Here is a 23,129-nt window from a genome sequence, read left to right as displayed (position 1 = left end):
GAGCGAAGGAGAGTCATAAGTGGAAACAATTCAAATCATTGATTCGAAAAATCATGTAGGAGAAACAGTAAAGATTGGCGCTTGGGTAGCAAATAAACGTTCAAGCGGAAAAATTGCTTTTCTACAACTAAGAGATGGAACGGCTTATTTTCAAGGAGTAGTTGTGAAAAGTGAAGTTCCAGAAGAAGTATTTCAATTAGCGAAAAATCTTCACCAAGAAACATCAATCATCTTGACCGGAGAAATCCGTGAAGATAGCCGTTCAAAATTTGGCTACGAAATCGGGATTAAGACAATCGAAGTTGTCAGTGAAAGTCATGATTATCCCATCACACCTAAAGAACATGGAACTGATTTTTTGATGGATCACCGTCATTTATGGTTACGTTCTTCCAGACAACATGCAATCATGCAAATCAGAAATGAAATTATTCGTGCAACATATGAGTTCTTTAATAACCATAACTTTGTCAAAATCGATCCCCCAATTTTAACTGGTTCTGCACCAGAAGGAACGACTGACTTATTTGAAACGAACTATTTTGACCAAAAAGCGTACTTATCACAAAGTGGTCAATTATATATGGAAGCTGCAGCGATGGCTTTTGGTAAAGTATTCTCCTTTGGTCCAACATTCCGTGCAGAAAAATCAAAAACACGTCGTCATTTGATCGAATTTTGGATGATTGAACCTGAGATGGCATTTACACATCAAGAAGAAAGTCTAGAGATCCAAGAACAATATGTTGCTTTCTTAGTACAAAATGTATTGGATCACTGTGATTACGCATTAGATGTCTTGGAACGAGACAAAGAAGTATTGAAAACTTATACGAAGTTACCATTCCCACGTATCTCTTATGATGATGCGATTGAATTATTGAAGAAAAATGGGTTTGATGATATTGAGTGGGGCGATGATTTTGGTTCCCCGCATGAGACATTCATTGCCAATTCATTTGAACAACCCGTATTTATCTTGAATTATCCAAAAGCAATCAAACCTTTCTATATGAAACCACATCCAACTCGTGAAGATGTAGTGATCTGTGCTGATATGATCGCACCAGAAGGATACGGTGAGATCATTGGTGGTAGTGAACGGGCAACGGATTATGAATTCTTATTAGAACAGATCAAAAATCATGGTTTAGACGAAAATGAATATTCTTGGTATCTTGATTTGCGTAAATATGGTTCAGTGCCACATTCTGGATTTGGATTGGGCTTAGAGCGAACAGTTACTTGGATCGCAGGTATCGACCATGTGCGTGAAGCAATTCCATTCCCACGTTTGTTGAACCGTATCTATCCATAAAAATGAAATAGCTGGTTCAACCACAAAAAACTGCAGAAAGTGGCCTCTTAGGAGGTTAACTTTCTGCAGTTTTTTTATAACTTAGTCAGTTGGTAATGGCTTTTTTAAAGCTTCGATTAATGGTTGGATCGTTGATTGCTGAAGAAGCAATTCTAAGGTACGAATCTCTTTTAGCGAAGGATAATTGTCTAAAAGTAGCCAGTTTTTCTGAGGAGCTATTGGAATATTAGAAATCCAGTAATCGATGGAATCTGCATTTTGATCGTTCATTACAGGATCTTGGACATCAATGATTTCAAAAACTGCGTACTCATTCAATTTCGTTTTAAGAAGCGTAATCAGTAATTCACTATGTACTTGGTCGTAGGTAAAAGCAAGACCAATTTTTTTCTTCTGTTGATTTTTTCTAATAAGTTCCTTTAAGTGTTTATCATAGATAATTGTAAGATAGAGCCATTCATAAAATAAAGGATCATCATTTATTTCATTTCTGAAAGTGATCAATTTTTGTAACAGTCGGTTAGCAGTATGGGCAGAAAAGCGCCCATTTTGCTTAAAAAATTCAATCACAAATCGTTTTTTTTGATCATTTAACAAATATTTGATTTTTCCAGACAAAGTTAGTGATTGATCGATCGAATAATGGAGCTCAATTTCTTTATTTTCTCCAAATAGCTGGTAGAGTTCAGTTGTCAACTGAATCAAGGATTGCTTTTTCCCTTGCATTTCTAGTGAAAGCTTTGGTTCTTTCATCATTGACTGAAATGTTAAGAGATTTGATTGGACGACACCCGTATATGAAAGCTTGAATACTTCTTTGAAGTGTGCATAATCAATGACGATTCGTGAATCATCAAATGGTAAAGTTGCTGAGGATATTGCATTTTTATCCGCTGATTTATAATAAGTCGTTGATTTTTGGATATGGACACTAAGCTTAATAATCACCCAGATCCAGCTACTTAATCGTTGTTGTTCTCGAGAAGTAGAGAAGTTGGGCAATTCGGTAAATGCTTGCAACAGTTGATCAAGAATTAATTGTTCTTTCGGAAGAATATATTGAGTATTAGCGTGATATTTTTCTGAAAAAAAGACATAAAAAAACTGATATAGTTTAGATGAATCTCCTGTAAAGTAGAAAGGAGAGTCAGTCAGACAAATATCATGGCAGTTCAAAAAATCAGCTACTTGTTTTTTGATACGGCGAAATTGAGATTTACTGATTTTTAGTTTTTTTAAAATTTCCGAAGTTGTTATAAACGGACAAGAAAAAACCAGAGAAATAAATTGAATCTGTACAGAATCTTGATAAATATAACTGTATACTTCACTATAGCTGATTGGTTTATTTTTTCTCAGCAATAAATGATCTTTTTTCTTTTCCACTTGAAAAAAGCCACGATTTTCCAGCTCATTCAATTGTTTAAGAATCGTTTGCTTGGTTGCTTGGGTTGTTTCTTCTAGTTGTTGAACGGTCACTTGTCCATTTGCTAAATATGTTTCTAAAATAATTAATTGGATATAATGTTTTTTGGATAATATCGGTTTCATCTTGGTTGGAACCTCCTTACTCGTTATAAGGATTGTACTAATGAAATAGCTGCTATCGGCAATGATAATTTCTTTTTTTTGAAAAAAAAATTATGGACAATTCCAAAAAATTAGTAAACATTAGCAGGATTGCTAAATAGAGAGATGAAAAATGGGAATTTGGCTATTTATTTCTTTTTTTGTGTAAAAAAGGGTCTTTAAAATAAAATGTTCATGAAAATTTAAGACAAATAAAAGAGTATCTCCAGAGATAATATAGAATGAGTCTCGTTACCTAATCGTAACAGCAGAAATCAATTAGTGGGGGAAAATAGAATGAAAAATAACATGAACAAGGTATTTGTCGCAAGCATTGCCTGTCTGTCTTTAGGAACTTCTATAGGCGTACATGCAACAACCATAGGTAAGGAAGCTATTACTATCAGTGATAACTTGAAAGAAGTGGTTGAGGACTCGATTATCAGTAACGGGGATTTTAGCGCTGGTTTAGATCATTGGATCGTGTCAAACCCAGAATCGAACAATCCAACACTGGTAACTGAAAATGGGGTTTCTTATGTGAAAGCAATGTTGGGCGAAAATATCCATCAATATGTGAAATTACAACCCAATACGACCTACACATTTTCTTATGACGCTGCGGGAAGCAAAAATTTTCCGAGTAAAGTCGAGTTTGGTACATTGAATCACGGAGAAGAATTTGTTTCTTTACAAGAATCGGCACATAATAATGAACAATGGGAAAGACATTCGTTTACTTTTACGACACCAGAAAAAGACAATACATATATTATCCGTTTTTCTTCTACGGGAAATGGTTGGGCAACTTTTAAAAATATCGATATCCAATCAGAAGATAACACATCCCAAAATACTTTGTTATCTGTTGGAGTAGAAAGTCACCAACCATATATCTACTTAAACTTAACGCCAGAACAATTTAATAGCAAACAACGCCTGATGGTTTATTTGGATGGTAACTATTATTTTGAAACGTATAATGGTAAAGCTTACTACTCTTACAAAGATATAACAGACGAACTAGTAAAGATACGTCGTGGGTTTGAAGGCAACAAAGGTGAAAAAATTGAAGTTTATTTAGCGCCTGGATCACCTGGTCAAAGCTCTGCAGGTAAAGTATTGTTAGAAACCTATGTAGTAGAGAAAAAATTGGAATCAGCAGCGACTGAATATGATCAGATCGTGAAAGATATTCAAGTAGTTGGAAATAAAGTAGTGATGGATATTGATCGAGAAATATTTGAGCAAGACAATCGAATCGTACTTTATAAAAATGATGCATATATCGCGGAAACTTATAAAGGAAAAGTTTACTATTCATCAGTCAAAAAAATGAATGAGACTGTTCGGGTGACTTACAGTAAAGGCGTGGTTGCTGGCGATATCATTTCAGTTAAATTAGTAGGTAATCGACCAGGAACAAGTACTACGAATAGTTTCCAACAACTACTAGCGACTATAGAAGTGGAATAATCCCAGTAAAATAGATATCGCTTAGGATGAAGAGATACGACAACAATAAAAAAACTCCCTCACTCGTTTGGCTAGTGGGGGAGTTTTAATCAAATAGGAGAAATGCTTATTTTTTTTATTGCTGATAAGATAGCTATTAGGTATGGATTAGTTCGGGTAAGGACAAGTGTAGATTCCGTTGTTCAGTTCTTTTTTATTTGTGACACTCCTGTACTCTTACAATGGATGATATGGTTTTCACTTTATGAGTCGCTTTTTTTATTGTAAAGGTAATGCTTTTTTGATTGATAAAAAATAGAAGAAGTATTAGTTTGACAAATGAGTGACCACTCATATATAATTATACATGAATAAACGTTCATGTTTAAAGTGAGGAGGTCAGAGCATGAAAAGCTATCGATTAGAAGGATTGGATTGCGCAAACTGTGCAATGAAAATCGAAAAAAGAATCAACGAAATCAATGGGGTAAAGCAAGCAAATGTTAACTTTGCTGTAGGTAAATTAACGATTGACGCAGATCAGGATAAGATAGGTGAAATCGAAACTGAAACTAGAAAAGTGATCAAGGAATTAGAACCAGAAGTTGAGGTAAAAGAGATGGAAGAAGTGACTTCGACATTAAATGAAGAAAAAAAGGATCTGATTCGTATTGTCCTATCAGCTATTGGCTTATTAGGCTTGTTTATTTGGGCTCCAGCTGAACCGATTCGTTTTATTGGATTTTTACTTGTCTATTTATTTATTGGTTTTGATGTTATTAAACAAGCTGCATTAAACATTACGAGAGGTCAATTGTTTGATGAAAATTTTTTGATGGCAATCGCAACGATCGGTGCGATGTTGATTGGTGAATATCCAGAGGCAGTAGCGGTCATGTTGTTTTATCAAGTAGGTGAATATTTCCAAGGCTTTGCAGTCAACCAATCAAGAAAATCGATACGTGCATTGATGGAGATTCGACCAGAAGTGGCTCATGTTGAAACAGAAGCTGGATTGGTGACAACCCAGCCAGAAAGAGTACTGATTGGGGAGCATGTTTTTGTCAAACCAGGAGAACGAGTACCATTAGATGGGAAAGTCATCAGTGGGCAGTCATTAGTTGACACTTCTGCATTAACTGGAGAATCGGTTCCAAAAGAAGTTTTTGAAGGAGAGTCAGTATTAAGTGGTTTTATCAATATCAATCAACCATTAGTTGTTGAAGTAGAAAAAAATTATCAAAACTCAACCATTAGTAAATTGCTCGAATTAGTAGAAAATGCAAGTAGTAAAAAGGCACCAGCAGAAAATTTCATCACTAAATTTGCTCGTTACTACACGCCAGTGGTAGTAGTATTAGCTGTTTTATTAGCCATTTTACCACCACTTGTGTTACCAAATACAGGATTTGATGAATGGATTTACCGAGCTTTGACGTTCTTAGTGATTTCGTGTCCTTGTGCTTTAGTAATTTCGGTACCTTTAAGCTTTTTTGGAGGGATTGGTGGAGCTAGTAAAATGGGTGTATTAGTGAAGGGTAGTAATTACCTTGAATTATTAGCTCATACAGACACCATGGTTTTTGACAAAACAGGAACTCTGACAAAAGGTGATTTTTCTGTTCAATCAATTGAAACTACTATGGTTGAACCTTTATTCATGCAATATGTTGCAAGTGTAGAACAATATTCGACACATCCGATTGCACAAGCGATTTTAGCTGATTATGAAGGAGCATTATTACCCACGGATCAAATGGAAGAAGTTTTAGGCGAAGGAATCAAGGCAGTTGTGGATGGGAAAGTAGTCTTAGTAGGAAATCATAAACTTTTCACTCGATACAATATAGCCTTTCCAGTCAATCAAGCAGTTGGTACCTTAGTATATGTGGCAATTGATCAACAGTATGTTGGAAGCATAGTGATTGCAGATTCCATCAAAGAAGATGCAAAAGCAGCTTTACAAAAACTAAAAAAACTTGGAGTTAAACAAACTGTGATGCTTACCGGGGACGCACAAGCAATTGCGACACATATTGGAAATGAATTAGGAATCGACACGGTCTATAGCGAGCTCTTACCGCAAGACAAAGTGGCTAAATTAGAGCAAATCCTCACGAACGCATCGCAAAAGACTGCGTTTGTTGGTGACGGAATCAATGATGCACCTGTGTTAGCTAGAGCTGATGTCGGAATAGCGATGGGAGGTCTTGGAAGTGATGCAGCAATCGAAGCGGCTGATGTAGTGATCATGAATGATGAACCTGGAAAAATCGCAGATGCTATTCGCTTATCAAGAAAAACGTTGAAAATCGTTAAACAAAATATTATCTTTGCGATCGGGATCAAAAGTGTTGTCTTAATTTTAGGCGCATTCGGGATTGCCACAATGGGAGATGCCGTATTTGCTGATGTAGGTGTCACTGTACTAGCAGTCTTAAACGCTATGAGATGTTTAAAACTCTAAAGATCGACTGTTGATCTAAACCACAAGCATCGTTAAAGTGAACTTTTCTTGCCTACGGAGTAGGATTATCAGAAAATAAGTGAAAATCTTTAACCAAACTATTTATATGCGTGTTTAAAATGAACTTCTATAGGTGTATTTTGTTTGTTATTGATCAATAGAAAAGAAATTTTCCTTTATTCGTCAGCTTGATGACTGTTCGGATGAAAGGGGAATTTCTTTTTTTATGTAAAAGCGACGATTTTTGAATTGTACTACCTATTGTTGTTTTTTGATTAGAAAGTAAGCATATTAAAATAACTGTTTGATCTAATTTTTTGAAAATTCTTTTACATCCTTCAGTTTGAAAGGGATTAACTAATTTATACAAGGTGTTATCTTGTGTTAAATGATAAAAAGATGGAAAAACAGTGTGGGAAAATTAAAAATATACACACATAAAATAACGAACTATTGTAAATAGATAAGAATTTGTTTATGATTGTGAATAGATAAATATTTTATTTAAAAAAATTTAAAAGGAGAAAACAGATGAACGATAAACAACTACGTTGGTTTACCGTAGCACTCATTGCTTTCAACATGGTTTGGGGCATGGGGAATGTAGTAAACAACTATGCGCAACAAGGAATCTCAGTTGTTACTTCTTGGCTATTGATTCTTGCTATTTATTTTATCCCTTATGCCTTGATCGTAGGGCAACTTGGTTCCGCATTTAAAGACAGTAAAGGTGGCGTCAGCTCTTGGGTCGAAAATACGACATCAAATAAACGGTTGGCATACTATGCTGCATGGACTTATTGGGTCGTCCACATTCCTTATCTTGCACAAAAACCTCAGGCAATTTTGATTGCTGCTGGATGGGCAGTTCAAGGAAATGGAAATATTGTTAACACAATGACTGTTCAAATGGTAGCAGTGATTTCCTTAGTAATTTTCTTAGCCTTCTTGTATCTTTCTACAAAAGGATTATCCACATTGAAGGTCATTGGTGGATTAGCAGGAACTGCGATGTTTGTCATGTCACTTTTATTTATTTTGATGGCAGTAACAGCTCCATTTATTACTACTGATATGGAATTTGCTACTACAGGAATGAATCAGGTCAAAACATACATCCCGACATTTGACTTTAGCTATTTTACGACCGTTTCGATGCTTGTATTTGCAGTAGGTGGGGCAGAAAAAATCTCTCCTTATGTTAATTCCACAAGAAATCCAGCCAAAGAATTTCCAAAAGGAATGATTTTCTTGGCTGCAATGGTTGGTGTTTGTGCGGTTTTAGGTTCTGTAGCGATGGGAATGTTATTTGCGAGTGACAATATTCCGAAAGACTTAATGGCAAATGGTGCTTACAGTGCTTTTCAAATCCTAGGCAACTATTATGGCATTGGTAATTCGTTGATGATCATCTATGCTTTGACAAATATGGTTGGTCAAATTTCCGCATTAGCCTTCTCAATTGATGCACCACTGAAAATTTTATTAGCAGATGCAGATCCAGAATTTGTTCCTTCATGGTTACGTAAACGAAGCAATAAAGGAACACTCGTCAATGGCTATTTATTGACTGGGATTTTAGTTAGCATCATCATTTTACTACCCATTTTTGGAATCAAAGACATGAACGAATTAGTGAAATGGTTGACTAATCTAAATTCAGTAGTAATGCCTATGCGTTATTTATGGGTATTCTTAGCGTATATGATGTTGAATAAAGCTTACAAGAAATTTACTTCTGAGTATAAATTCGTGAAGAATCCAAAGGTTGGTTTTATTTTCGGTGCTTGGTGTTTTGCCTTTACCGCTTTTGCTTGTATTCTGGGAATGGTTCCCAAAGTCGAGTATGCGGCTGATCCTAAAGCTTGGTGGTTCCAGTTGATCTCAAATGTCGTTACACCAATTATTTTGATCATGTTGGGAATGATCTTACCAGCGATTGCCCGTCGTGATAAAAATAAAAATGTAAAAGAAACATTGATTGAAACATAATGAGTTGAGAGAGAAACGATCGTTTCTCTCTTTTTTTGTGCCTCATGTTATCATAAATAAAAAAAGAAAAAGTTTTGAGTGGAGGAGGAATAAGATGAAGATAGTAATTTTAGGACAAAGTGGCTCTGGAAAATCGACACTGGCAAGAACTATTCAAGAAACGGCAAAGATTCCTCTTTTACCCTTAGATTTTTTATGGCATGGTACAGATTATAGTGAAAAGGCACAAGTTTGGTTTCAACTAGAGCAAGAAAACTTTATGGCTAAACATGAGAACTGGATCATCGAAGGAAACTATCTTGCTACTGCTAGGAAGAGACTGCAAGAAGCAGATCAAATCATCTTATTACGAGTGCCAACGTATCTTGCAATGGCTCGTGTCATCAAACGAACTTTAAAAAGAAAGCGAGATCGTGCGACCAGACCTGACATGCCTAATGACTTTACTGAAAAGTTGGATAAAGAATACTTGGATTTTTTGTGTTTTGTTTGGCGTTTTAAGCGAAAGAATGAACCTCGAATCTTCCAACTGATTGATACATTGCAAGTAAAAAATAAGTTACTCATTTTAGATAATAAACGTGATCGACAAAAGTATATTAACCAGTTGAAAAAAAATAAGCCCATTGGTTGACAATTTTCGATTACAGTTGTAATCTATTATCGAAGTTAAGTTTACAAATGTAATCGATGGAGGTGAAAAACCAATGGAAGAAAAGAGAGTATTAATTAAAATCAGTGATTCTGAATGGGAAATCATGCGAGTTATCTGGACTTTAGGTCAAGCAAATGCCCAACAAATCACTCAGATATTAGCTGATTCGATGGATTGGAAAGTAGCAACTGTTAAAACCCTTCTAGGGCGTTTGGTGAAAAAAGAAGCGCTTTGGACTGAACAAGAGGGAAAGAAATTTATTTATCATCCAGCTGTTTCCGAGATGGAAACCGTTCGAAGTGCTACTGAAAATCTCTTTTCACATATTTGTGCAAAAAGAGTCGGTGCGACAATTGCTGATTTGGTTGAAGAAGCGACATTGACCCAAGAAGATATTCAGCAGATCATGAAACAACTCAATAAAAAAGAGCCAGTCGAAACGATTGAATGTAATTGTATACCTGGCCAATGTGAATGTAAGAAACAGTAATAAGGAGGAAACAAGAATGAAACAAGAATTTTCAGTTAAAGGGATGAGTTGCAACCATTGTGTGGCTCGGATTGAAGAAGCGGTCGGAAGAATCAGTGGTGTCAAAAAAGTAAAAGTTCAGCTGAAAAAAGAAAAAGCCGTTGTGAAATTTGATGAAGCAAATGTTCAAGCGACAGAGATTTGTCAAGCAATCAATGAATTAGGCTATCAAGCAGAGGTGATTTGATGGCAACGAATACCAAAATGGAAACATTTGTCATTACTGGAATGACATGTGCGAATTGTTCTGCTCGAATCGAAAAAGAACTAAATGAACAACCTGGTGTCATGTCCGCTACTGTCAATTTAGCCACTGAAAAGGCAAGTGTGAAATATACCGACACTACTACAGAAAGATTGATCAAAAGTGTCGAAAATATCGGCTATGGGGCAATTTTATATGACGAAGCGCATAAACAAAAAATTGCTGAGGAGAAACAAACCTATTTAAGAAAAATGAAGTTTGATCTTATCTTTAGTGCGATCTTAACTCTACCCTTGATGTTAGCAATGATTGCCATGATGCTTGGAAGTCATGGACCAATTGTGTCGTTCTTCCATCTGCCTCTTGTGCAGCTGCTCTTTGCTTCGCCTGTGCAATTTTATGTAGGTTGGCGCTTTTATAAAGGAGCCTATCATGCATTAAAAACTAAGGCGCCGAATATGGATGTCTTAGTTGCGATTGGAACATCTGCAGCCTTCGCATTAAGCATTTATAATGGTTTTTTCCCTAGCCATTCCCATGATCTTTATTTTGAAAGTAGCAGTATGATTATTACCTTGATTTTACTTGGAAAGTATTTAGAACATACAGCAAAAAGTAAAACAGGAGATGCCATCAAACAGTTGATGTCCCTTCAGACAAAAACAGCACAAGTTTTAAGAGATGGCAAAGAAGAGACGATTGCAATTGATGAAGTCATGATCGATGACATCTTAGTGATTCGTCCTGGTGAACAAGTACCTACAGATGGACGGATCATTGCTGGCGCTAGTGCATTGGATGAAAGCATGTTGACAGGAGAAAGTGTACCTGTTGAGAAAAAAGAAAAAGATATGGTTTTTGGTGGAACGATCAATACCAATGGATTGATCCAAATACAAGTTTCTCAGATAGGAAAAGATACGGTGTTGGCACAAATCATCCAAATGGTGGAAGATGCTCAAGGAAGTAAAGCACCGATCCAACAAATTGCTGACAAGATTTCAGGGATTTTCGTACCGATCGTTTTGTTTTTAGCATTGGTGACACTATTAGTTACAGGATGGCTCACGAAGGATTGGCAGTTAGCATTGCTTCATAGTGTGTCCGTTTTAGTCATTGCTTGCCCATGTGCGCTTGGGTTAGCAACACCAACTGCCATCATGGTAGGAACAGGAGTCGGTGCTCATAATGGGATATTGATCAAAGGTGGCGAAGCGTTAGAAGGAGCCGCTCATCTAAATAGTATTATTTTGGATAAAACTGGAACGATTACACAAGGCCGACCAGAAGTAACAGATGTCATCGGTCCCAAAGAGATCATTTCCCTTTTCTATTCCCTTGAACATGCTTCTGAACATCCTTTAGGAAAAGCTATTGTTGCTTATGGTGCAAAAGTCGGTGCAAAAACTCAGCCAATCACTGATTTTGTTGCTCATCCTGGTGCAGGAATCAGTGGAACGATCAACGGTGTTCATTATTTTGCTGGGACTAGAAAGAGACTAGCTGAAATGAACCTTTCATTTGATGAATTTCAAGAACAGGCGTTAGAATTAGAACAGGTAGGGAAAACAGTGATGTTTTTAGCCAACGAAGAACAGGTTCTTGGAATGATTGCCGTTGCTGATCAAATCAAAGAAGATGCAAAACAAGCAATCGAGCAACTACAACAAAAAGGTGTAGATGTGTTTATGGTTACGGGAGATAATCAACGAGCCGCTCAAGCAATCGGCAAACAAGTAGGAATCGATTCCGACCATATCTTTGCAGAAGTTTTACCTGAAGAAAAAGCCAACTATGTAGAAAAACTACAGAAAGCTGGAAAGAAAGTTGGCATGGTCGGTGATGGAATCAATGATGCCCCAGCGCTAGCTTTAGCAGATGTTGGTATTGCAATGGGAAGTGGAACCGATATTGCGATGGAAACAGCCGATGTGACATTAATGAATAGTCATTTAACTTCTATCAATCAAATGATTTCTTTATCAGCTGCCACATTAAAAAAAATCAAACAAAATTTGTTTTGGGCATTCATTTATAATACGATCGGGATTCCTTTTGCTGCCTTTGGTTTTTTAAACCCAATCATTGCTGGTGGCGCAATGGCCTTTAGTTCAATCAGTGTATTATTGAATTCTTTAAGCTTAAATCGAAAAACGATCAAATAAATCGTTTCAGAGGAAAGGAAGGAAAAAGATGAATAATGGAATAGATCCTGAGAATGAAACAAATAAAAAGGGCGCTATTGGAAAGAATCCTGAGGAAAAAATAACTGTAGAACAAACGAATACCAAGAATAATTTACAGGAACATGGAAAAATGGAAAATATGGATCAACACCATACGCATGGACACATGGAACGGCACCAACAGATGGACCATGGACACATGAGCGGAATGGATCATAGCCATATGGATCATGAAGATATGAGTGGAATGAATCATAGCCACATGGGTCATGAAAATATGGGTGGAATGGATCATTCTATGCACATGGGGAACTTTAAGCAAAAATTTTGGCTTTCTCTGATTTTAGCGATTCCGATTATTCTTTTTTCACCGATGATGGGGATGTCCTTTCCTTTTCAAGTAACGTTTCCTGGTTCTAATTGGGTGGTGTTGGTTCTGGCAACGATTTTATTTATTTATGGCGGACAACCATTCTTAAGCGGAGCCAAAATGGAATTGAAACAAAAAAGTCCAGCAATGATGACACTGATTGCTATGGGGATTACCGTCGCATATGTTTATAGTGTGTATTCTTTTATAGCCAACCTCATCAACCCCCATACACATGTCATGGATTTTTTCTGGGAATTAGCAACGTTAATCGTAATCATGTTATTGGGACATTGGATCGAAATGAATGCAGTCTCTAATGCCAGCGATGCTTTACAAAAATTAGCAGAATTATTACCTGAATCGGTAAAACGATTGAAAAAAGACGGGACTGAAGAAACCGTCTCTTTAAAAGAAGTCCATGAAGGTGATCGTCTAATTGTTCGTGCTGGAGACAAGATGCCAACGGATGGGACGATCGACAAAGGACATACCATTGTTGATGAATCTGCTGTTACGGGTGAATCCAAAGGGGTTAAAAAGCAAGTGGGCGATTCGGTCATTGGTGGATCAATTAATGGCGACGGAACAATTGAAATTACTGTAACAGGTACTGGCGAAAATGGTTACCTTGCAAAAGTAATGGAGATGGTACGAAAAGCCCAAGGAGAAAAATCTAAATTAGAGTTTCTATCAGATAAAGTAGCAAAATGGTTATTTTATGTGGCTTTAGTAGTTGGGATCATCGCCTTTATTGCTTGGCTCTTCCTAGCAAATCTACCAGATGCACTAGAACGAATGGTCACCGTGTTCATCATTGCTTGTCCGCATGCACTGGGACTTGCGATTCCATTAGTCGTTGCTCGTTCGACTTCGATCGCAGCTAAAAATGGGTTGCTTTTGAAAAATCGGAATGCGATGGAACAAGCCAATGATCTAGATGTGATCATGTTAGATAAAACAGGCACGTTGACCCAAGGAAAATTTACTGTAACTGGTATTGAGATTTTAGATGAAGCTTATCAAGAAGAAGAAATCTTGAAATATATTGGTGCTTTAGAAGCACATGCAAATCATCCTTTAGCGATTGGGATAATGAATTATTTAAAAGAAAAAAAGATTACTCCTTATCAAGCACAGGAACAAAAAAATTTAGCAGGTGTTGGTTTAGAAGCAACTGTGGAAGACAAAGATGTTAAAATTATTAATGAAAAAGAAGCAAAACGTTTAGGACTAAAAATCGACCCTGAACGATTAAAAAACTATGAAGCTCAAGGAAACACTGTCAGCTTTTTAGTAGTTTCAGATAAATTAGTGGCTGTGATTGCTCTAGGAGATGTCATTAAACCAGAAGCAAAAGAGTTTATCCAAGCGATCAAAGAAAAAAATATTATCCCAGTCATGTTGACTGGGGATAACCCCAAAGCAGCCCAAGCAGTAGCGGAATATCTTGGAATCAATGAATATTACGGCGGTCTACTGCCAGATGACAAAGAGGCGATCGTTCAAAGATATCTTGATCAAGGAAAAAAAGTGATCATGGTTGGTGACGGCATCAATGATGCGCCAAGCTTAGCACGGGCAACGATAGGTATGGCAATCGGAGCAGGAACTGATATTGCGATTGATTCTGCAGATGTTGTCTTAACGAACAGTGACCCCAAAGATATCTTGCATTTCTTAGAATTAGCAAAAGAAACGAGAAGAAAAATGATCCAAAATCTTTGGTGGGGCGCTGGTTATAATATTATTGCTATTCCTTTAGCAGCAGGAATCTTAGCACCGATCGGACTTATTTTAAGCCCAGCAGTGGGAGCAGTCTTGATGTCACTAAGTACAGTGGTCGTTGCGCTCAACGCCCTAACTTTAAAATAAGTTGTTAACGTTACTTGATTAACGAGTGAGTGTAAGAATAGAAAAAAGACAATCTTTAAGGACAAACACAAGCAAATTTATTCAAATGAAAACTGGTAAGCAGCTATTTTTCAGCGAATCAAATTTAGCAAAGGTCGTTAAAGATTGTCTTTTTTATTTATGTAGACAAAATGAAAAGAAAAAATGGCAGGAGAGAGGTTGAGAGAGGTATTCAAGAAATAATCAGTAACCATAGTTGTTCCCATTGTACGAAATTTTGCACAGTTCAATGTGTGATGGTAAGAAAAAAATAGCAGTAGTTAACTTTTTCGATCTGTTAAATTAGAATTTAATGAATTTCGTTTGAATTAAAGAAGAAAAAATGTTTTTTTTCGTAATTTATATATAGGGAGATGTATTAATCTATAGTTGATCGTACTCCTGAAACACACAGTAAAAAATAAGTGAGGGAACGCCAATGAAGTGGCAAAGATTATTGTCAAAAAATGTACAAAATCTATTTATATTGATCCATCAAATGAAAGATTTATCGTGGAAAAAAACGGATCTAGCAGAAAAACTATTAGTTGATGTAAAAACGATCGATCGATATTTAAAAAGATTAGAAGAAGGAGATTTTCCGATCCAACTGATTCAACATAAAAAAAGCGTAAAGCTGATTTATAATAAAGGCTACAGTGAGCCCTATTTGTTATTTGATTTTCTGATCCACTCTTCGTCCTTTTGCTTATTGAAGGATTTGATTTTGAACACGGAGTATCAACAAGAGTATGATCGCTCCTCACAAGAGCGTCTAAGAAAATGGCTGGGTGAATATCATTTGTCTTTTTCTTATCGAAAACAACAACTTTATGGTTCTGAAAGAAAGATACGCTATCTTTTTTTCTGTTTTCTTAAAGATTTTCCCCTCTTTTTTATTGGGGATACAGAACAGTCTTTTTCCGAATTATTTATCCATTTGTTGGAGACACGTGACCAAAATGCCGAAATCAAAATATTAGACGAACATCGCACGCTTTTTTTTGAACTTTTTCCAGAGTTGTTATTCCGACACGAACAACGTTTATCTGTCCGCGAAAAAAATTACCGCTGTATCGTTCGTTTAAGTTGCAACATCATTATCGAAAAATACTGGAAAAAAATTGAAGAAACGAAAATCTACCGAAAATTAATGACCTTAACAGAGAAATTGGATTCGTTGTTTTGGTTGGCTAGTGAATTTGAAAGTACGAATAAAACAACGATTACGCGAGTTATCTATCAAGAGTGGCTCCGTTACTCAATTGGACTACACGAAAGAGTAGTCAAAGAGGAATTTCATGAGTATCAGGAAAGCTTGCGTTTGGTGCCGAATGTTAATGAAAAACTTTATCAATACCGGATGGCTTTACAACAAGCACTTACATATCCATCGTATGAATGGGGCCTACTTTTACTTAAAGTTTTGCAAGAAAGAGGATACCTGGAAATCTATCCACCAGAAGTAAAAATCGTCTTTTTTTTTCGTTACGATCATGAGGAAGCGCGCCGCCTAGCTTCTGTTCTGGATAAGACCTTGCGACATCGAAAACGGACCTCCATACATGTTTGTACTCGATCAATCCCTCCAAGTTATGCACAATTGATTATTACGGACCATTTTTTTCCATTAAATAATAGTAAACATCAAAAGACTTATTTCTACCAACCTTCTTTTGGGGTAGATCGTCTACTATCAGATATTGATTATTGGATTGATACGAAAAATTGATTTTTATCATATGAAAAGGGTGTGTTATAATAAAGAAGATGAGTAAAGGAGGATGTCTTTTGGATTTAAAGAAATTAGAAGTTCCTACATCTTCAATCACTGAAGTAAAACGATCACCGATGGATGTATTTGATCAGGCAAGAAAAGCTGAAACCGGTGTATATATATTTAATCGTGAAAAAGTTGCAGGAGTGATGTTGACACAAGAGCAATATGAAACACTGTTACAAGAATTAGCAGATTTACGTCAGAAGGCAAATGAAGAAGTACAGGCACCTATAGAAAGTAATGAACTACTTGGAAACTACACTGACCAAACAGCTGCTGTCGTTTCGACTTCTGATGGTCTAGATGAGTTGGTACAAACACTGAAACGTTATTTGATTACTGGTATAACGATTTCTGCTAAAAATTTAGATGAACGAATGGTTACACTAGGTTTCATTACGAAAAAGACGGGCTTTGGAGGAGTGGTCGATATGTTAAACGAATTGACCGCAACTGGAAAGATCAATTATCAGTTACGTAGAAAACCAAACAGTCGTACAGTAATTGCTGAGATTATTGGTGAACAAGACAGTCAATCACAATTATTTGATAAAATTATTATAAAAAAAATTTATCTGCATGAACTTTAATGAATAGCGTAAATTTTTATTTTTTGCTTCTTTCGGTGCTATGATTTTTCAGACTTTTTTACAAGGATCAATGAGAAATCATAGCTGATTTTCTATAAAAATTGGGTGGTTACCGATCCTTTGCTAGTCATATTTTTTCGATTCACTGATTTAACGAGTGAAAATTCTTACCCAAAAAGCCCCAAGAATTTGAGGGATCAAATACAAAACCGAAAGCAGTAAAATCAGTTGGGTTGGTTTGAATGGCTGGTAAAAGAAATGCCAATCAGAGTAATAGTGACAAATCAAATAAGAAATGAATGTTGAACTAATATTAATAAAGAAGAGAAAGAGTAACTGTTGCTTTTTCTGGAAGCTAAAGCCAGCGTAAAAAGACAGAAAAATCAAAAAAATCAAGCCAAAAACAGAATGATACCGATAATCTAGTAGTAAAGAGAAGTACACATACGGAATGAAAAGTAAGAGCAAAATTAATTTTTTTCCATGATTTTTCATGGTGTGTTCCCCCAATCAGGTGAATCCGATTTCTTCTACTTTCATTCTAAAATCAACCAGCTAATAATCAAACACTTTTTTGAAATTTGTAGATTAAATGAATAAACTCTCATAGCCTTATCTCTAAAAAAAAAGATTTTCCCCCTAATTTTTTTAGAGAAAACGCTTATAGTAGGTGAAAGAAAAAATCGCGTAGGAGTAAAGTGATGAAAAAGAAAATAAAACTTGAACAATTGTATTTATTTTTTTGGTTTTTTCCAATTCTGCTGTTGCCGTTTACTTGGGTGAATGCCGTTGTTCAGGGAGCAGAAATTTTGGGGCTAATTCATGGTACTGGGATTGTAGTATCGAAAAATTTTCCAATTTTAACACTATTCTATTTTTTAGTGAGTATGAGCTTGATTTTGACAAATAAATTTATGAATAGTTATAATTGGCATTTGATTCATTTTTCTTGTATGTTGGTTTTTACTTCCTTTTTTTCTATTCTGCCACGAATCATTGTTGGACCGAATGGCTTAAGTGAAAGTGGATTGAAAGATACAGGGGAAACTTCGATGTACTTTTTGACCATTAAACCAAGTTTTTATCTAGCGATTCTTTCGTTTTTATTAGCAGTCATTTTTTATTCTATAGCAAAATTAAGAATAGAAGAAAAACTGTCCGGCGAAGTTAATAAATAGGTTCAATAAAGAGGAAACATTGTGAGCAAATGATAGTAGCGAACAGTGTTTTTTTGCTCTTTGTCAAATGATGTTGAAGAAGAGAATCTTAGAATCATTTGGCCAGAAAGAGGAAACCTTTTTTATATCACACTACTTGATCCCAAATAGGCATTGGCATGATTCGACGTTTTAAAAGCACTGAACAAAAATACCTGAAAGGATGGCAGGAAAGCAAGAACAACTTAAAGAAATAGAAGAGAAGTTAGAAATAGCGAAAAAACAGCTTCGTTTCCCACAAAAGGAAGAACTCAAAGAAAAAGTGGTAGAACAAACTAGAGTAAACATAGAAATGGAGTATTCACTAAGTAAGAAGTTAGATACGCAATCAATGGATGAAGATATGAATGAAGCAATGTTGCCTGAAGAAGAATACAATGAAGAAAATCAAATCGAAATATAAAAGAATAAATAACTGAATGTATTACATATTCCGCAAAGGAAACATCTCTTTTCGTATAATAATCAACCTATTTAAAAAATTCAAATAGCCTTTTTAGGCAAGCTAAAGATCTTTATTCTATGATATAATATTATTGTAGAAAGTTTGTGGCGGTTTGGCAAATCCAATTGAGGGGGCGTGGTGCCTATGGGCTTATTAGCTTGTTGGACGTACTCTTTAGAAAGGAAATGCCTGATTTGTTCTCATTGGATCAAATCATTGCTATTATCGGAGCAGCAGCAGTAGTAATTACTGCCGTAGCGAAAGCTAGCGATTCGATTTTAGCTTGGTTAAAGTTCAAAAAAGAACAAAAAAAATAGAGCCGTCTCAACTTTTGGCGAAGTAGACAGGCTCTAAAGCTTTGTATATATGCCATCCGCTTTGAACGGACTACACATTAAGGGCTATGTTAGCGCATAGCTCCTTTATTTAATTATAGTATATCGTAGATAGAGAAGAAAGAAAAGGATTAAAGGTTAGTTTTGATATAAATTAACCTTTATTTTTGGGCTTTTTGTCAAATGACGTTGGTAAAGAGAAAGTCTAGAATCATTTGGACAGAAAGAAGAAAACTTCTTTCTGTGTTTTTTTTGGTTAAAATAGTTTTACGTGACGGATCATGGTTTAAAGGATTTCAGGGGGGCTCTTCTCTCTGTTTTTACATCATAAAAAATTTGTCGGTGAATTTCACCAACATCAAAAAGTACGAAGCCTTTTTATTTGGCTTCGATTTACGATAACTTTACATAAATTAACTTGATATTTACACCTTCAATATGCAGGATTTACAGTGGATTGCTACAATTTACTTGTAAATAAGAAAGGGGTATATCAATGAAAAAAGTATTATTTTCTTTAGGTGTTTTAGGTCTTATGTTAGCTGGCTGTGGTTCCGGTTCTGGTAGCACGGATGGCTCCGCAGCACAAAATAATTCTGCAACTTCTGGCGATCAAGTCAAAATCGTGGCTGTCGGATCTACTGCGCTCCAACCTCTAGTCGATGCGGCACAAGAAAGTTTTGTCCAAAAAAATCCCAACTATCAAATCTCTGTCCAAGGTGGCGGAAGTGGTACTGGGTTAAGTCAGGTCGAGTCTGGGGCAGTGACAATCGGAAACTCCGATGTCTTTGCTGAGGAAAAAGAAGGCGTAGATGCAAGTAAAATAAAGGATCATAAAGTTGCGGTGGTAGGTATGGCGCCAATCGTCAATAAAGACACGAACGTCAAAAATATTACAAAACAGGAATTAATTGATATATTCACTGGAAAAATTACCAATTGGCAAGAACTAGGTGGGAAAGATGAAAAAATCAATGTCATCAATCGGGCAAATGGTAGTGGTACACGAGCTACTTTTGAAAAGTGGGGATTAGATGGTGCTACTCCAGTACAATCACAAGAACAGGATTCATCAGGAACTGTTCGACAAATTGTTAGCCAAACTCCTGGCGCGATCAGCTACCTTGCTTTTTCTTATTTGGATGATAAAACACAGGCTTTAAGTATTGATGGTGTAGAACCAAAAGAAGAAAATGTTGCTGACAACAGTTGGAAAATTTGGTCTTATGAACACATGTATACAAATGGTGAGCCTTCCCCGGAAGTTCAAAAATTTTTAGATTATATGATGACAGACGAAATCCAACAAGGACCGGTGAAAGAACTCGGTTACTTACCAATTACTGCGATGAAAGTAGAACGTGATGCTGAAGGAAACTTAAAATAAGCAATCATGTACTCAAATCTGCTACCCCTAAAAGTGTGCCTTTAACGGGCATGCTTTTTTTTTAGCTATTTCCTGCAAATGAATATGACAGTAATGAAAGATATTTATTAGTCATTTCATAGGCTTTTTTTTTACAAATGTACTAAGGTAAATATAATACTAATAATCGAGGTAAACGGTAAATGAGAATATTTAGTCATCAAACGGAAGTTGAAAAAGATCAAACTTCAGTTAAAAATATTACAAGATATGCTCCCGATTATCGAGAGGGGCTAACAGATGAGCAAGTTGCAGAACGAGTGCATGCTCAAGCAACAAATGAAACGATCGACCCATCATTTAAAACGAACAAACAAATCGTTTTGCAAAATATATTTACTTATTTTAATTTGATTTTTATCGTCTTAGCAGTTTTATTATGTCTAGTTAGTTCCTATAAAAATTTGACTTTTTTGCCAGTGATTCTTGCAAACACGGGAATTGCTATCTATCAAGAAATTCGCTCAAAAAAGATATTAGATAATTTGAGTGTACTGAATGCAGCAAAAGTCACAGTCGTAAGAAACGGCGTAGCCAATAAGATCGATATGGAGGAATTAGTTTTAGATGATGTCATCTTGCTCGAAACGGGTCAACAGATTCCTGCAGACGGTTATGTCTTAGACGGTAAATTACAAGTCAATGAAGCACTTTTGACAGGTGAAGCAGATGAGATCGTGAAAGAAGTAGATGATTATTTGATGTCAGGGAGCTTTGTCGTTTCTGGTAAGGCTTATGTACGATTAGACAAGGTTGGCTATGACTCTTACATCTCCCAATTAACAGCAAAAGCAAAAAAAATGGGAGGAGGCGAACAATCAGAAATGATTGCTTCGTTGAATAAATTAATCAAATGGATCGGGATCATTATTATTCCCATCGGCATCACTTTGTTTTCACAAAGTTACTTTTTTAATGGCAACACGATCAAAGAAAGTGTGGTAGCCATGGAAGCAGCTTTAATCGGGATGATACCAGAAGGCTTGTACTTATTGACAACGATCGCTCTAGCAATGAGTGCCGCTCGTTTAGCTAAGCAACGAGTATTATTACATGATATGAAAAGCATAGAGACTTTAGCAAGGGTTAATGTACTATGTGTAGATAAAACGGGAACTATTACTGAAAATCAGATGTCTGTACAAAAACTAGTGATTGCTAAAAATGAGCAAGCGGAGCAACAGGCAACTAGGATTCAAGAACTCATTTCAGATTATGCTAAAGCTATGGCAAATGACAATGCGACGATGCAAGCAATCAAAACGTACTTTAATAAGCCTACAGATCAAGAACCTTTATCTATCTTGCCTTTCTCGTCGGTACAAAAATTCAGTAGCGTAACATTTGCGGATGGGGTCTATGTATTAGGAGCGCCAGAAATGGTTTTACGTGAACGTTTCGAAACAGTTAAAAATGAATTTAGTCAATATGCTGATCAAGGCTACCGTGTGTTGGTTTTCGGTAGTTACCAAGGAATATTGAGCGAAGCACTTTTAGAAGCAGAAGTGATTCCGCTTGCTTATCTTTTGATTGCCAACCCAATTCGTAAAGAAGCACCTGACACATTTGCTTATTTTAAGGAACAAGGGGTAGCAATCAAAGTGATTTCAGGGGATAATCCGCAGACCGTTTCAACTGTCGCATTACAGGCGGGCATTGCTAATGCAGACCAATATATTGATGTTTCTCAACTTGCTGAGGAAGATTATCTCTCAGCAGTGGAAAAATACACCGTATTTGGACGGGTTAAGCCTGAACAAAAAATGCAGTTCGTTCAGCTTCTTAAACAAAAAAATACAGTTGCGATGACTGGTGATGGTGTCAATGACATTTTAGCAATGAAAGAAGCTGATTGTAGTATCGCTATGGCTTCTGGCAACGAAGCAACGATCCAAGCTGCGCAAGTTGCTTTATTAGATTCTGATTTTTCTAGAATGCCTGAGATCGTAGCAGAAGGTCGGCGAGTTGTTAATAATATTGAACGATCTGCTAGTTTGTTTTTAGTAAAAAATATTTTTTCTTTCTTACTTTCCGTCTTTTCTGTCTTGTTCGCACTGACTTATCCGTTGGAGCCTTCTCAAATTACATTGATTAGTCTGTTTACGATTGGTTTGCCATCGTTTTTACTTGCTCTTGAAGAAAACAAAAATCGAATTGAAGGAAAGTTTATTGTGAATGTCTTAGAAAAAGCCATTCCTGGTGGGCTAACAGATATGACTGTCGTGGGGACTTTAGTGGTAGGCGGTGTCATCTTGCATTTGAATAAGACAGATGTTTCCACGGCTTCAACGATGCTACTGACAGCGGTTGGTTTTCTCGTACTCTATAAAATTTGTCACCCATTGAACCAATTCAGAGGGCGGATCATTTTATTTTGTGCAGCAGGTATCTTATTTTCAGTCGTCTTTCTGCATAAATTATTTTCTATCTCCGCTATTTCACCCGTTTCGATTCTGTTGCTTTTGATTCTATTTTTTGCGGCGGACTCGATTTTCCGGCAATATTCGCGAATGATTGAAAATTACAGCCAGTTGAAGGATGGAAAGAAAAAACGGTCTATTTGGTTCTGGCTCAAAGTGCTGTTTTCAGTAGACAATAAACACGATTAACAGATAGACAAAACAAAAATAGGCGGTTATGCCAACCGCCTATTTTTTTCTGTTCCACTATTTCACTTGTTCATTCATTTTTTGAAGA

At 36.2% G+C, this 23,129-nt stretch carries 18 protein-coding genes; 16 read left to right on the top strand and 2 right to left on the bottom strand.

Annotated elements, in window-relative coordinates; translation table 11 throughout:
- Positions 1-19 precede the first annotated feature (19 nt).
- Positions 20-1,318, top strand: coding sequence for an asparagine--tRNA ligase (gene asnS / locus IGL28_RS09340; RefSeq protein WP_081128015.1), 1,299 nt, complete (start codon positions 20-22; stop codon positions 1,316-1,318).
- A gap of 81 nt (positions 1,319-1,399) precedes the next feature.
- On the opposite strand, the gene IGL28_RS09335 is transcribed toward asnS, so the two are convergent.
- The gene (locus tag IGL28_RS09335) at positions 1,400-2,869 is read right to left on the bottom strand and encodes a MarR family transcriptional regulator (protein WP_232088591.1); all 1,470 of its coding nucleotides are present in this window, start codon (positions 2,867-2,869) and stop codon (positions 1,400-1,402) included.
- A gap of 315 nt (positions 2,870-3,184) precedes the next feature.
- On the opposite strand from IGL28_RS09335, the gene IGL28_RS09330 reads away from it, so the two are divergent.
- The 10 genes from IGL28_RS09330 (at position 3,185) to IGL28_RS09285 (ending at position 17,009) form a co-directional block, all read left to right on the top strand.
- Positions 3,185-4,363, top strand: a complete 1,179-nt coding sequence (locus IGL28_RS09330; RefSeq protein WP_081128011.1) for a carbohydrate binding domain-containing protein — start codon at positions 3,185-3,187, stop codon at positions 4,361-4,363.
- 385 nt (positions 4,364-4,748) lie between these two features.
- Positions 4,749-6,809 (top strand): heavy metal translocating P-type ATPase, encoded by a 2,061-nt coding sequence (locus IGL28_RS09325; RefSeq protein WP_128427347.1) that lies wholly within the window; start codon positions 4,749-4,751, stop codon positions 6,807-6,809.
- A 531-nt stretch (positions 6,810-7,340) separates the two neighbouring features.
- Positions 7,341-8,801: an APC family permease gene (locus IGL28_RS09320; protein WP_010718493.1), complete on the top strand. Its 1,461-nt coding sequence runs from the start codon at positions 7,341-7,343 to the stop codon at positions 8,799-8,801.
- A 94-nt stretch (positions 8,802-8,895) separates the two neighbouring features.
- Entirely contained in the window at positions 8,896-9,435 is a 540-nt protein-coding gene (locus IGL28_RS09315) for a topology modulation protein (protein ID WP_034700862.1), read from the top strand.
- A gap of 73 nt (positions 9,436-9,508) precedes the next feature.
- Entirely contained in the window at positions 9,509-9,946 is a 438-nt protein-coding gene (locus tag IGL28_RS09310) for a CopY/TcrY family copper transport repressor (protein ID WP_081128007.1), read from the top strand.
- A gap of 16 nt (positions 9,947-9,962) precedes the next feature.
- Entirely contained in the window at positions 9,963-10,172 is a 210-nt protein-coding gene (gene copZ, locus IGL28_RS09305; protein ID WP_010718490.1) for a copper chaperone CopZ, read from the top strand.
- Complete coding sequence (gene copA, locus IGL28_RS09300; RefSeq protein ID WP_368014335.1) at positions 10,172-12,355, top strand: copper-translocating P-type ATPase CopA; 2,184 nt, start codon at positions 10,172-10,174, stop codon at positions 12,353-12,355. Before copZ ends, copA begins: the two co-directional genes overlap by 1 nt.
- Positions 12,356-12,383: 28 nt before the next feature.
- On the top strand, positions 12,384-14,621 hold the full coding sequence (gene copB, locus IGL28_RS09295; RefSeq protein WP_081128003.1) for a copper/silver-translocating P-type ATPase CopB: 2,238 nt from the start codon (positions 12,384-12,386) through the stop codon (positions 14,619-14,621).
- A 457-nt stretch (positions 14,622-15,078) separates the two neighbouring features.
- Complete coding sequence (locus tag IGL28_RS09290) at positions 15,079-16,371, top strand: helix-turn-helix domain-containing protein (RefSeq protein ID WP_128427349.1); 1,293 nt, start codon at positions 15,079-15,081, stop codon at positions 16,369-16,371.
- 59 nt (positions 16,372-16,430) lie between these two features.
- Positions 16,431-17,009: a prevent-host-death protein gene (locus IGL28_RS09285; protein WP_081127999.1), complete on the top strand. Its 579-nt coding sequence runs from the start codon at positions 16,431-16,433 to the stop codon at positions 17,007-17,009.
- Between the two features lie 150 nt (positions 17,010-17,159).
- On the opposite strand, the gene IGL28_RS09280 is transcribed toward IGL28_RS09285, so the two are convergent.
- A complete protein-coding gene (locus tag IGL28_RS09280) occupies positions 17,160-17,504 on the bottom strand; it encodes a hypothetical protein (protein WP_438843953.1) in 345 nt (114 codons plus the stop codon).
- Between the two features lie 206 nt (positions 17,505-17,710).
- Between IGL28_RS09280 and IGL28_RS09275 the strand changes: the two genes are divergently transcribed.
- The 5 genes from IGL28_RS09275 to IGL28_RS09255 all read left to right on the top strand — a co-directional run bounded on the left by IGL28_RS09275 (position 17,711) and on the right by IGL28_RS09255 (position 23,041).
- Positions 17,711-18,187 (top strand): hypothetical protein, encoded by a 477-nt coding sequence (locus tag IGL28_RS09275; protein ID WP_010718484.1) that lies wholly within the window; start codon positions 17,711-17,713, stop codon positions 18,185-18,187.
- Between the two features lie 202 nt (positions 18,188-18,389).
- Complete coding sequence (locus tag IGL28_RS09270) at positions 18,390-18,629, top strand: hypothetical protein (RefSeq protein ID WP_081127997.1); 240 nt, start codon at positions 18,390-18,392, stop codon at positions 18,627-18,629.
- 146 nt (positions 18,630-18,775) lie between these two features.
- Positions 18,776-18,988 (top strand): hypothetical protein, encoded by a 213-nt coding sequence (locus IGL28_RS09265; protein ID WP_025480120.1) that lies wholly within the window; start codon positions 18,776-18,778, stop codon positions 18,986-18,988.
- A 514-nt stretch (positions 18,989-19,502) separates the two neighbouring features.
- Entirely contained in the window at positions 19,503-20,393 is an 891-nt protein-coding gene (locus IGL28_RS09260; RefSeq protein WP_034700844.1) for a phosphate ABC transporter substrate-binding protein PstS family protein, read from the top strand.
- A 182-nt stretch (positions 20,394-20,575) separates the two neighbouring features.
- Positions 20,576-23,041: a cation-translocating P-type ATPase gene (locus tag IGL28_RS09255; protein WP_081127995.1), complete on the top strand. Its 2,466-nt coding sequence runs from the start codon at positions 20,576-20,578 to the stop codon at positions 23,039-23,041.
- Positions 23,042-23,129 lie beyond the last annotated feature (88 nt).

The organism is Enterococcus sp. AZ077, from assembly GCF_051714965.1.
GTDB classification, from domain to species: Bacteria; Bacillota; Bacilli; order Lactobacillales; family Enterococcaceae; genus Enterococcus_B; species Enterococcus_B hirae.
Note: the sequence above shows the minus strand (reverse complement) of the source record. Positions and strands in the feature narration are given on the sequence as shown.